The organism is Peribacillus folii, assembly GCF_030271255.1.
Classification (GTDB): Bacteria; Bacillota; Bacilli; order Bacillales; family DSM-1321; genus Peribacillus.
This window is the reverse complement of sequence record NZ_JASJOM010000005.1, coordinates 337216-350325: the sequence shown is the minus strand read 5'-3', so window position 1 is coordinate 350325 and position 13110 is coordinate 337216. Positions and strand designations below refer to the sequence as shown.

Here is a 13110-nt window from a genome sequence, read left to right as displayed (position 1 = left end):
TGCACTGGTGGTGTTTCCTGCTGGTGTTTATAAACTTACCACATAATCCTTACCTATTGAGCTTTACCAACTATAAATCCGGTCGCGTAGCCCAATTTTGGGTTAAGGGTAGACATCACTCCGGTTTTGTTAAATTGGTATATTAATCAAATTTTTTCCTTTGTTTCAAGAAGTCTTCATACTCTTTTTCATGCTTTGTCGAAACAGCCAGATTAGATAGCGCATGGTGAAATTGCTGGTAGTCCAGTTTAAATAAAAAAGAATTTTCGAATCCACTTGCCGTAAACACTCCAAACTCCCAAATGGCTTTATAGTCACGTGTATTAAGGGATTTAGCCATTAAAGCTAACACATTTAAAATTTCAGTAGCCACAATTACATTTTCTTTAGCATAATGTCTGATATATCCAAAACCATGATAAAGATAATGATTAAAATCCCTTTCCTGTAAAATCACTCGCAGATTATTATTTTCATCTATTAAATAATTGGAGAATATGGATTTGCGTGAAATGGAAGTAAGTACCTCTCCAATTTGATAAATAGCATTAGTAGCTGTTTTAGGGTCATAATTTCCTATGGACCTAATCGCAACTTCTACCAGCTTGTTGATACTGAATTCAATATCTTGAACTTCAGATTGCCTCCTTTTTATACTAAAAAGCGAAAGATACTTTAGCTGGTCTATTTCTTTATCGTTTTTTTTCCAATATGTTACGATAGGCGTTGATTCAAAAACATAACTTCCAATTGTATATTCCAACCGAATAACAATGCCATCTTTTTGAGCTTCCTTAACCATAGTAATATAATCCACGAGTTGAATATAACCAGATTTCCTTGCAGTAATAGTGAATTCCTTACTCTCGGATAGTTGGCCCTTAATAGTACTTATATCTTTTACTTTATATGGATCTAGTTCATCTTCTAACATACTTTTTACAATGCTTAACGCTTCATTTTTCATGTCATAAGTCATTTGATTAACTTGCAGCCAATTAACCGCATGATGAATGAAAAAGACAAACGTTCCTATAGATAATGCGGCTATTATTGTGGCTAAAACAGGAACTGCAAAATAATAGTGTGCAATTTCCTTATTCAGGAATAAATAACATGATAGCATATAGAAGAAACTGGCTGTGAAAATCCCGAGCACACGTTGGGTGGCTTTACTTGCAATAAAATTTTTCAACATACGTGGTGAAAATTGTCCGGAAAATGTCGTGAAAACGACCAGAACCAAGTTAAAAGTAAACGTAGTCAATGTCAAAGTGGCTGCTGTAAGCGTACCGACAAGTGCTTGAGTAAGACCATAATCTACCGCAAAAATAGGACTCATATTTTTCCCTAAATCATATTGAAAATCTGCTGTTAATGAAACACCTACTAAAAGAAAGGATAAAAATACATAAATAACAGGCGTATACCACAAATAGGATTGAATAATATGAGATAATTCCCTATGTGACATCCTTCTAAATTTCTTTATCTTATCAAAAGAATTAATTATACCCAACTTCATCTATCTCCTTTCAGTAAAAAATCAAAAGCATGGAGCTTGTTTTCCAACAAGTCCTCTGGAACACTAGCTATGTATTACCTAATCCTCTCCATCTTTAAACCATTTATCCCAAAACGACTTAAAACTTAATCAAACTGAAAATGCAGAATCATCAAAATCGGTTTTTATTGAAGTTAATAAAATATTTTTCATACCTTCTTATGGAACTAAAGGGCATGATAGTTCAACTGCACGTGTCGCTAATTATAGGTTCCATTTCAATTCATGTAATCTATGTAGTCATTATGATGTTAGTCGGTTATATAAAAACAAAAAACTATAAACCAGATATTGAGAGTGCATGGGATAAAGCAGCAACCCTGCAAAACGAGATGGAGTTTGTGAGTGTTACGCCTCCTTATTTATATGTATTATCATTTTTGGGAGTATCTGTAATATGTGGAGTTGTAATTTTATCGTATGAAAAATTAATGAACTAATGGGTGCGTTAGTTGAGAACCGGGGCTGCCATTAGGTGGCCTTTTTAAATGGACTAAAGGGGCAAGGAATATCCAGAATCAAAGTGGAATTACCTAAAAGGGATTATAGCTGCTCTTCCTTTAGTTAGCTTACTTAGCATAGTATGGCTGCATATCCAAGGTGAACAAACAGCCATATTAAGCAAGTTTGCATTAGGACTTTGGGGATTTCCTGCTACTGCTGTTTTGTTCGTGATGGTTTATATAGCCTTACAAAACTCCGTTCGATTATTTAAATCCAATGGTTTAGAAGTATGTGGCTGGTTGATATTTTTATTGGTTCATGATCTTGTTGTAAAATATGTCAGAGTTTTTTTCTAAACTAACATGCAACAGTTTATAATCGGAGCTGTTTTAAGGCAGCTCTATTCTTATGAAACTACGGGGAAGGATAGTTTATTAAGTGAAATGGGTTAATGTGGTGAAATTGGTTTAGTGAATTTTTCATTAAGGAGGTAAACTAACATATTAGCTAACAACTAGAAAAAGGATACGAATGAAATATAGAAAGAAAATTAAGGAAAAGAAAGAAGCGGATGAAAATAACAGTAAAAAAGTGTTTGTCCTTACTATTTTCATTGTTTTATTTATACTGGGGCCGATTTATTTCAATCTGAAATCCCTAAATTAATTAAGAGTTGTTTATATGAGTGGTGATGGGTTAATTTGGATTGTTTTAGTTGTATCTTTTATTTTTGTATGCCTTGGCTATTTCTTTATACAAGAGAAATAAAATCCCATTGTGGTTATCCGGTATAGTTATTGGAAGTTTAGGGCCTATAATAGCGTTTATAGCAGGTTATTTTTTTGTGAAGATTGATCATAATAGTGGTGGTGCTGGAGAAGGGGCAGGATTTGGAACTGCATTTATAGGTTTAATTATTGTTGCTAATAGAATTATCTATCTAATCATCGGCATCCAATATTGTTTCATCTTACGTAAATTGTTGCACCGATCATTCATTCTTTTTCTAGAATCGTAAGATGATTTCTTAAGTTATAAAGGACGATTTTTGGTAAGATGTCTTTATGGAGAAGTGATATGACAATGGAAATTTTAAAAAATAGAATAAAGCCCTTATTTATTCCAGCGTTACTTTTATGGATAACAGCAGGAATTATTCACTTTGTTTCCACCTTGTATTACGGTGTTTATAATGATTATCGGTCTATGGCTTATATCCTCATATTCATTGGGCTGTTTTTAATATTAATTGAACGTTATTTACTGGAAAAGGCAACAAAAAAGGAACTAATTGGGCTAGGTGTGACATTTTCACTAATCATATTATCTCAATTATGGGTTACATATTTTTTATGATCGAATAAACCAATGCATCAGTATCGGGACCCGATAAGAAAATTAAAGGTAACGGGTTAAATTATTAAAAATATAAACAATCATTATAGTAATGTTAATAAAATTTGAAAGGAAATACCCATCAAATGAAAATTTCTCTATTCCTTTTTATGGGTTTTTTAGTATACCTGTTGCTAACAGAGTTGTATAATTCTCATTTCCCTACTTCTGGTTTAAGCTCTGCGGTAATATTTTTCATATCAGTAGCTGTAATCTACTTTCTAAAATCACTACAAAACTTTGCATTAAAGGGGAAATGTGAGCATCCCTCATTGAAAGTGGAAGCTGATTTTAGTGCGGACCCTATATGGTGCAATGTTTGTGGTTTTAACTTAGACATGGATGACTTCCCTTTATCTGAAGAACTAAAAGAAGAACTATTTAACTGGGTTCAAAATTATAAAGAAATACCTATTGATGAGCATAATAAAATGGGTACCGACTTAACTGCAAAAGTTAAGGAGGAATTAGGGAGAGATTATCCCATCATATTTTTTAAACAATAGTAAATAACGAAGATTATTCTTCTTAAGCTAAACGGGTGCTTTGCTTCTAGGAGCTGATCAGCAGCTCCTTTTCTTTTGTCACTAACGGGGCAGGTTAGCTCAACAAGAACACAAAGGCGTTAGATTTGACAAAGGTATGAAGTAAGTAGTTCTAAAAAAAGGTTTACAAGAATATATAAAGGCTTGTATTGAATATGGAATAGGTTCACAAGAAGGTCATTATAAAAAAGACTAAAGCCTATGACAATATTATTAGTTCATACAATGCTTGTTTCACCTGAATAGAGTTTGCTTTTCCATACTGTTCACGCCCTTTGTATAGAGAATCATATTAGTATGGAAAAGCTAGAAGATTACTTGCAGATAGTTTGGAATTTTTGCAATTGAACCTAGTTATGTGTATCCCTATTTTGTATAGTAGTATAGTTCGTTTTAAAGGATTTAGTATTGATATCAAAAAAGGAGAAGATTCAATGAAACTTATATTTAAGATAATAGTATTATCAACATTGTTATTGAGTTTTATACCGATTTCAATGGTTCAGGCATCTGGGGAAACACTACATGAAGGTGATTTCAAATATAGTGTTTTAAATGGAACAGTTGAAATTGTAGATTACGTTGGAGACGCTAAAAACGTGGAAATTCCAAGTGAACTGAATGAAATGCCAGTAACAAGTATTGGAAATTATGCTTTTAGTAGTAAACAATTAAAAAGTGTAATCATCCCAAATAGTGTGACAAGTATAGGGAATGGTGCATTTCGCTATAATGAATTAACCAATATAACCATTCCAAAAAGTATCACTAAGATAGGGAATGAAGCATTTAGTGCTAATCAATTAACAAGTGTAACCATCCCAGAAAGTGTGACTAAAATAGGAGAAGGTGCATTTAATAGTAACAAACTAACGAGTGTAGCCATCCCGGATAATGTGACCAGTATAGGGGCCTCTGCATTTATTTGGAATCAATTAACAAGTGTAACCATCCCAAAAAGTGTGACAAATATAGGAGACTGGGCATTTAGTAGAAATCAACTAACAAGCGTGAACATCCCAGAAGGTGTAACTAGTATAGGAAATTATGTATTTAGCAATAATCACCTAACAAGTGTAATTATCCCGAAAAGTGTAACTAGTTTAGGGTCATCTGCATTTAGTGATAATAATCTAACAAGTGTAACCATCCCAAATAGTATGACAAGTATAGGGAATGATGTATTTAGTGGTAATCAATTAACAAGTGTAACCATTCCAAATAGCGTAACAAGTATAGGAGATCGTGCATTTCGTTCTAATAAATTAGCAAGTGTAACCATTCCAAATAGTGTGAACAAGATAGGGAGTGATGCATTTCGCGGTAATCAATTAACGAGTGCAACCATTCCCAATAGCGTGTTAAGTATAGGTGACAGTGCATTTCATTCTAATCAAATAAAAAATGTAACCATCCCAGAAAATGTGACTAAGATAGGAAAATATGCATTTTTTTCAAATAAATTAACAAGTATAACCATTCCGAAGAGTGTAACGAGTATCGAGGATTATGCATTTGCTTTGAACCAATTAACGAATGTAACTCTCCCGAATAGCGTAACGAGTATCGGCGATCATTCATTTCATTGGAATCAACTAACAAGTATCACCATTCCGAACAGTGTAATGAGTATTGGAGATCATGCATTTCATTCGAATCACCTAACAAGTGTAACCATTCCGAACAGTGTGACAAGAATAGGGTCTTATGCATTTAAGGAAAATCACCTAACAAGTGTAACCATTCCAAACAGTGTGACTCGGATTGAATCTCATACATTTAGTGAAAATCAATTAACGAGAGTAACGATCCCGGAAGGCGTCACAAGTATAGGGGGGATGGCATTTGATTCAAATCACCTAACAAGTGTAACCATTCCAAGCAGTGTGACAAGTGTAGGGACTTATGCATTTAAGGATAATCAACTAACAAGAGTAACCATCCCGGAAAGAGTGACTAAGATAGGGGCATCTGCATTTGAAGATAATCAACTAAAAAGTGTTACCATTCCGAACAGTGTGACTAGTATTGAATCTGATACATTTAGTAGAAATCATTTAACAAATGTAACGATCTCGGAAGGCGTGACAAGTATAGGGGATGGAGCATTTAGAGATAATCAACTAACAACAGTAACCTTCCCAAATAGTGTGACAAAAATAGGATATTATGCATTTAGTAGAAATCAACTAACAAATGTAACGATCCCGGAAGGCGTGACAAGTATAGGGGATGGAGCATTTAAGGATAATCAATTAAAAAGTGTGACCATCCCGAAAAGTCTAACGAGTATGGGGAGAGCTCCTTTTGGACGTACTGAGGAAAACCACTTATTTGTCTGGTATTTAGACAGAAAGTACACAACAGTTTGGGATCAATCTACAACAGGTGTAACGATATATGCTAAATGGTTGTCTCCACCTGTATTGGAAGGGGTAGAAGCTGTAACAATTAAACGAGGAGATAGCTTTGATGCTACAAAAGGCGTGATTGCAACAGATATGCATGATGGAGAATTAACATCTAGTATAGAAGTTGCCGGTAGTGTGGACCCAATGAAAGTGGGCAGCTACACCTTAACGTACAAGGTGACGGATAGTGATGGATATACAACAGAGGCTAAAAGACAAGTGAGAGTAAGAAGTAATGATAAGCCTATGATCAAAGGGACCAAAGCTGCAACAATCAAATTAGGAGATAGCTTTGATAGTAAAAATGGTGTGACTGCAACAGATACAGAAGATGGGGAACTGACATCAAGTATAGAAGTTGCCGGAAGTGTGAACTCGACGAAGGTGGGTAGCTACACCTTAACGTACAAGGTAATGGACAGTGATGGAAACACTGTAAATATAGTAAGACATGTAACGGTAAACCCTGCTCAAGTTAAAAGCTTGAAAGTATCTAGCAGAGGGACAAACTCTTTAAAACTGATATGGACAAAGCAAAGTGGTGTCACAGGCTATAAAATCTATCAGTATGATAGTAAGGGCAAACTGTTAAAGACCATTACAAGTAACGCGAACAGCTATACAATTAGCAAACTAAGTGCCGGAACAACGTATCAATATAAAGTTGGTTCATATAAAACCGTAGGGAAAACAAATTATTACGGATCCTATAGCAGTGTTCTCACTTCTACAACAAATCCAGCTACTGTTACATTATCGAGTGTTAAAAAGAGTAGCTCAACAAGTATGAAAGTGAACTGGAAGGAGATCTCTACTTCTACAGGGTACCAAATTCAGTATTCTACCAGCAGCAAATTTACTAGTAGTACAACAAAGAATGTGACAATCACAAACAAAAATACCGTTTCTAAAATAATAACCTCTTTAAAAAAGGGCGAAAAATATTATGTTCGTATAAAAACGTATAAAACATTGTCAGGAACAAAATATTATGGCTCTTGGAGTTCTGTAAAAAGTATAACTATAAAATAACTATAAAAAAGGTTTATAGAAAGATATTGATAACCTATAAGCTGGTATTGTTTAAGTAGAATTGAGTGTTTTCATGGCTGATCCAGATTTTAATTATTCCATAAAGGGACGCATTTCCTGAATAGGAAAAGCGTCCTTTTTGCCCGAAAGGTCCATCTAACGGAGGAAGAATTTAAAGAAATATGGAACTTAATAGTAATGCTAGTCTAGTGTTTGTGAAAGATTGTACTTAAAGTAACAGGTGCATTAGCTGAAGATCGGAGCTGTCTTTAAGGCAGCTTTTTTTCTTCTGGAACTAACGGGGCAGGAAAGTTCAGCAAAAGATGCCATAATACATTATCTTCGGCTTCTTTATGAACTGAAAGGGTTGAATTGCGGTTTGTGTCGTCTGAATTTTTAGAATAATCATGGTTATGTTAAAATAAATGAATTATGGCTTGGAAATAATGAGTTAAATCCTGCAAATACGAGAGGTGAAGATCGTGAATAAAAACGAATATGAATGGGTCAGACAGACTCGGGGAGTATTGCTTGATTTTTGCAGTGAACTGGATTCAGTTGATTTTACTCGTCAAAATGGATTTGGTTTTCAAAGCGTTAGAGACACGCTGGTCCATATTGCGGACTGTTATCATGCTTGGCTTGGTTCATTTGTTTTATTGAAGACGAAGAAACCGATCACTTCAAAGGAAGACATATCGGTACTCGGTTTGGATGAAATAAAAGTACGTTTTGAACAAGTGGATTTGTATGTAAATGAAGTATTTGAAGTGCTGAAGCATCAAATGGATGATCCGATCCATAGGCAGATTCCGTGGCGAGAAGGAGGAGAGCCGATTTCAATGACACCAAGTAAATTGCTGATGCATACGATCACTCATGAGTTCCATCACAAGGGGCAGATTATGGCTATGGCACGTCAGATGGGCTATGAACCTCCCAATACGGATGTGTTAGGAACTAAGGATATCAATCATTTTACGATCCCCTGCCAGATGGATGAATTGTAACGGATACTTGGGGCGAGTTATGAGACTACTATTGTTCACGAAATTCACCATATAGAACAACTATCAATTTGGGCAAGAGAATTGGGAAGAAAGCCTGTTACTGCCAACCTTATCGGACGGGGCCTTTCCTCTCATTCTAAAAAAAATTTATTCCGTTTCAGCTCATTATGGAGGCGATGCTCTAAAGGGGCATCGCCTTTATCGTTTACAGACGGGGCTGTTTTGGGGAGCAAAAAGTATTTGTGCATTCACTGAAAATCAGAGCTGTCTTCAGGGCAGCGTTTTTTTATGCCGCCATCGCAGCAGTTAGTTGAAGAATAATCCTGTAATGTGGATAATAGCCTTCGCTATAGGTGTTAACGGTTGGTTACATGGAGGGCATCATTTAACGTCTCTTTCGGGTAATTGGCCATTATAACAGGATTATCGTAATTTTATGATTGCCGTAATCCTTTACCTACCAAAAACCGCTGACCCTAAAGGCGGCAGCGGCAATCTACGGTTAGTATCCATCCTAACAAATTTTTCATTTCTTTATTCTTATCCTGTATCCATCCTATTTGCTTAACCATTCGTCAGTTTTCTTATAAAAGGCTTCTACCAAGTCAGGTCTGTCAATTCCAGGCAAATCACCGGCTATATCATACCCGTCTTGACTAAGAACATAAGAAAGACAGGCATAGCTTTCCCTGAATTTAGATATTTCTTCCATGGGAACATTCATATTGGTAGTTGGAAATACAGGGACAAGAGAATCTTGTTCGTATATCCCTTCCATTGAAACAATAAACCATTGTCCATCTATTTTTTGTACACAGAATACCAATTTTGCATCGGAGTTTAATTCTACCGGGTACCCATTCATATCCATACGTTTTTGTATGGTAGCTAGCATGATGGCTACTGCCTTATCACCATTCAGCCAAATTTCAGTATTATAAATTTTATGTGGTGCACGACCTGGCATCTTCTTGGAAGCTTCCACGAATTCATGCCCGGTTCCTTGAAACCAGGAAATCGTAATCCTTGATTCAGGCGCAAAGCATTTTTCCATTTCACCCCATAAAGCGTTATCTCTGCAAAAACGCTCAAATTCAATTAATTCTTTTACGCTTGCCTTATTAATAATATCCTGCTGTGTATTTACAACTGGCCTTTTTAATATCATATGTGAACCCTCCAATTTCAAGATGATGTATAGACGGTAGAACAATTGACATTACATATTACCTTGCTCTATACCATATATTTTACTCTGTAACCATGCGCTATTCCATGTACTAGGATTTGATAATTTGGTTTATATTAAGTAAATTATTGTACTGTAATACAATGATTTTATTATGGAGATGTTAGGAATATGGATAAATCAAAACAAGCTATTTTGAAATCAGATATTCCTGAAATACAAATAGCCTTATACATTCAAGAATTAGTAGAGGTACTCAGTCTTAACTTAGGTTTGCAACAGCTAATGGACAGATCCAGAGAAATACTAGGCCACCCCATGGTTCTTCATGATATGGGATTTAAGGTGCTGGCAGCTTCCTATGATGCACATGAGGTTGTGAATTTTATACATGACGACCATGGAAATAAATATATTAATGAAGATACGATTGAATTTATTCGTTCCAATAATGTTGCCGGTAAAGTTCGAAAAAAAGGAACTTCTGAATACATCGAAAAGTTGGAGCCTTTAAACGGAACATTGCTTTCTATCATTAAAATCAATGACATTGAAATTGCACAGTTCGCCGTATATGAGGCAGCTATTAAGTTTGAAGAATTTGATTTTAAGCTCATTGATAAAATCACCCAGCTTTTATCCGTTGAACTTCAAAAAAGCAACGCATTCCAAATTGACAATAGTCTTATACCGAATTATGTAGTTACTGATTTATTAGACGGGAAAATAATGACGGAGGATGCTGTTAGAGACAAGCTGCATTATTTACATTGGATACATGAAGAGGCCTTTTATGTTATGGTGTTATCCGATGCAGACCATAAGGCATTGGATATGAAGATCCCAGCAGTGGTTCAGGTACTAAAAGAATTTATTCCACTTGAAAATTGCATTATCTTTCAATCAAATATTACGGCGTTCATCTCCAAAAAGCTTTATACAAAATTGTGTTCTGAAAGCAACTCCGTATTTGAGGATTTTTTACAAACGAATGCATTACGGGCTGGAATCAGCCTGGAATTCTCTGAAGTTTCTGCATGTAAGAGGTATTACACACAAGCTAAAAAAGCACTGGAAATTGGAAGGAAACAAAATAGCACACTATCCTTTTTCAAGGAATCTGCACTAGAGATCATTTATGAATTAATCACAAGCAACTACAACTTTGTGGATTTTTGCCATCCTGCAGTGATGGAACTTTTGAATTATGACCAATGTAACCATACTGATTTATTGCCTACATTAAAGAATTATCTTCACTTTATGAGTTCACCAAATGAGGCGGCTAAAGTGCTATGTATCCATAGAAATACCCTGTTTTATCGAATTAATAAAATAAAAGACATGACTGGCATTAATTTAAAGGATGTAACCGAAATATCTCAGCTGTATTTCTCAATAAGGCTTTTAGAAATTGATGGCTATTAAATCAACGCGCTCATCAGCAGGATTTAAAGCTATATTCGTCATTTATTTTGTCGTACTGCTTCTTCAATTCGGACTATAATAATTTTAAGAATAGCAAAGAAGGGTGATGCACTACCATTGAAAGTAACTCGCCCTTTCTCTGCTTATCCTCATAGTGATTACCATAAGAACTATATGTCTTTTTTTATCTGTACATTGTGCATGTATATCATGTTTACGTTTTCTAACTAAATAAGGTGGTAACGTCAGGAATGGAATGCGACGGACTCCTATATGTTGTGGAAAAAATTATCATAATAAAATTCACTTAGCCGTTATACCAATACATCCTTTACAGCTTGAGCAAATTCCTGGGGCTTCTGTGCATAGCCTAGATGAGCGCCGGCAATGGAGTGAATAGGTAAATCAAGCTTCTCGGACAAGTCTCTGACAACATCTTGAGGGAATGAACCCACTGAATCTGTTCCATTAAATAAGATGATTTTTTCCTTTTGCTCTGCAAGCTTGTTTAAATCAATTTTACGACTAGTATATTGGAGAATTTCATATTTGAACCAATCGGCCATTCCTTTAACAACGGGATTATCAATATTTTCAAGTGAAACAGCTGGTTTAGCCATCATTTTGGCATCCATAGGAGCGATATGCAGAGCCTCGCCAAATAGTTTCATGGCTGCAGCCATTCCCTCTGTCTGGGACGTTTCAACTATTTTTTCATTCATTGCTGCCCAATCTGATGAATCAGACAAAAATGTATTGATCGGCGGTTCGTGGAAAGCAACTTTTTGTACAATCCCAGGATAGTCTTGCAAGGTTTCCATCGCGACAATTGCGCCGGAACTGCTGCCCAAAATAAATATGGGGTCATCAGTAAGGTGTTTTGCCAATGCAGCTACATCATTAGCGTCGGTTTCAAGACGGTACGTACTGTGTGGATTCTCGGCATCTTTCGGCAATGGTGCAGTTAATTTACTCTGTCCATAGCCGCGGCGGTCATACGTTACAACCGTATACTGGTCTTGTAAAAAATCAGCTGTTTTGCCATAAATATCTCCAGTGCCGTTAGCTCCTGGAATCAAGATGATAACAGGACCTTGACCAACTTTTTCATAATATATATGGGCACCATTAACCTGTAGATGACTCATTGCAAATCGCTCCTTTTAAAAAATATTTAAAACGCCTTGCTAACTCATGTCACCAACTATAAACTCATGATATGAGTTAGTCAAGCCACAAAATTAAAGAAGGATGGAACCATGACAAAGCGAATTAGTTTATCAAGAGAAATTGTGCTAGAAGAGGGTTTGAAAATCAGCAGTGAAAAGGGATTCAATAAACTGACCTACAACGGGTTAGCCCGTTCATTATCGATACAGCCGCAGTCGATGTATCGATATGTAAGTAATCTGGAGGATTTAAAAAGTGGAGTAGTAGCCATCTACCTAAAAGGGTTGGTCGAATTGATTTACCATGAATTATTAGCGTACTCAGGTAAAGACGCATTACGTAAATTTGCGTTCTGCGTGATTTCCTATTCACAATCCAGACTCACATTTCCAGATATGGTTGGTGGACTTGCTGAATTCAGTGATACCGATGCAGTTTCACAGCAAATGGAAAAGCTGCATACCATTTTAGTTGAAATTATTAAACCAATCACAAAAGATGATTCAATGATTGAGCAAAATGTACAAATATTTCTGAGTTATGTACTCGGGCATCTGCAACTCATGAATAATGGAATTGCACCGAAAAAAGCAAATATTCAACAAAACTTTGAAGAGAACATCGAACGATTATTTTCATTATTTTAAATGGGGGAGTTACGGGGTAGACGGTCAAAAGTAGTCTATTAACAAGCTTCCTGAAGCTACTGGGTTTGTTTGATTAGGCTTTGATTTTGAACATGTTCTTGGAAAACAACCATAAACTTATGTGCACTTTACTTTATATAAGTAAAGTGCTTTTCATTTCACAGCTTCCCCGTACGTATGAACTCTATAATAACCCTTATTGAGCTAACAGGTACTTTAGCAGAAGATCGGAGCTGTCTTTCAAGCAGCTTTTTGGAAAAAGTTCAGTGAGGCTT

9 protein-coding genes and 1 pseudogene are annotated in these 13110 nt (G+C 35.7%); 7 read left to right on the top strand and 3 right to left on the bottom strand.

What is annotated here, in order from left to right; all coding sequences use genetic code 11:
* Window positions 1-142: 142 nt before the first annotated feature.
* Complete coding sequence (locus QNI08_RS10935) at window positions 143-1519, bottom strand: DUF2254 domain-containing protein (RefSeq protein ID WP_483313770.1); 1377 nt, start codon at window positions 1517-1519, stop codon at window positions 143-145.
* 1566 nt (window positions 1520-3085) lie between these two features.
* Between QNI08_RS10935 and QNI08_RS10925 the strand changes: the two genes are divergently transcribed.
* The 5 genes and pseudogenes from QNI08_RS10925 to QNI08_RS22580 all read left to right on the top strand — a co-directional run.
* On the top strand, window positions 3086-3364 hold the full coding sequence (locus QNI08_RS10925; RefSeq protein WP_285767447.1) for a hypothetical protein: 279 nt from the start codon (window positions 3086-3088) through the stop codon (window positions 3362-3364).
* 125 nt (window positions 3365-3489) lie between these two features.
* The gene (locus tag QNI08_RS22515; protein WP_352231216.1) at window positions 3490-3909 is read left to right on the top strand and encodes a hypothetical protein; all 420 of its coding nucleotides are present in this window, start codon (window positions 3490-3492) and stop codon (window positions 3907-3909) included.
* Window positions 3910-4382: 473 nt separating this feature from the next.
* Complete coding sequence (locus QNI08_RS10915; protein ID WP_285767446.1) at window positions 4383-7391, top strand: leucine-rich repeat protein; 3009 nt, start codon at window positions 4383-4385, stop codon at window positions 7389-7391.
* A gap of 482 nt (window positions 7392-7873) precedes the next feature.
* Window positions 7874-8401: a DinB family protein gene (locus QNI08_RS10910; protein ID WP_285767445.1), complete on the top strand. Its 528-nt coding sequence runs from the start codon at window positions 7874-7876 to the stop codon at window positions 8399-8401.
* A pseudogene (locus QNI08_RS22580) lies at window positions 8395-8545 on the top strand (DinB family protein); the annotation flags it as partial. The gene QNI08_RS10910 and the pseudogene QNI08_RS22580, both read left to right, overlap by 7 nt.
* Before the next feature lie 412 nt (window positions 8546-8957).
* Here the strand turns inward: QNI08_RS22580 and QNI08_RS10905 are convergent.
* The gene (locus QNI08_RS10905) at window positions 8958-9569 is read right to left on the bottom strand and encodes a nuclear transport factor 2 family protein (protein ID WP_285767444.1); all 612 of its coding nucleotides are present in this window, start codon (window positions 9567-9569) and stop codon (window positions 8958-8960) included.
* A 192-nt stretch (window positions 9570-9761) separates the two neighbouring features.
* On the opposite strand from QNI08_RS10905, the gene QNI08_RS10900 reads away from it, so the two are divergent.
* Window positions 9762-11018 carry a PucR family transcriptional regulator gene (locus QNI08_RS10900; protein WP_285767443.1) on the top strand — a complete coding sequence of 419 codons (1257 nt, stop codon included), beginning with the start codon at window positions 9762-9764 and terminating at the stop codon, window positions 11016-11018.
* Window positions 11019-11332: 314 nt separating this feature from the next.
* Here QNI08_RS10900 and QNI08_RS10895 read toward each other — a convergent pair whose 3' ends face one another.
* Window positions 11333-12166, bottom strand: coding sequence for an alpha/beta fold hydrolase (locus QNI08_RS10895; protein WP_285767442.1), 834 nt, complete (start codon window positions 12164-12166; stop codon window positions 11333-11335).
* A 111-nt stretch (window positions 12167-12277) separates the two neighbouring features.
* Between QNI08_RS10895 and QNI08_RS10890 the strand changes: the two genes are divergently transcribed.
* Window positions 12278-12835: a TetR/AcrR family transcriptional regulator gene (locus QNI08_RS10890; RefSeq protein ID WP_285767441.1), complete on the top strand. Its 558-nt coding sequence runs from the start codon at window positions 12278-12280 to the stop codon at window positions 12833-12835.
* Window positions 12836-13110 lie beyond the last annotated feature (275 nt).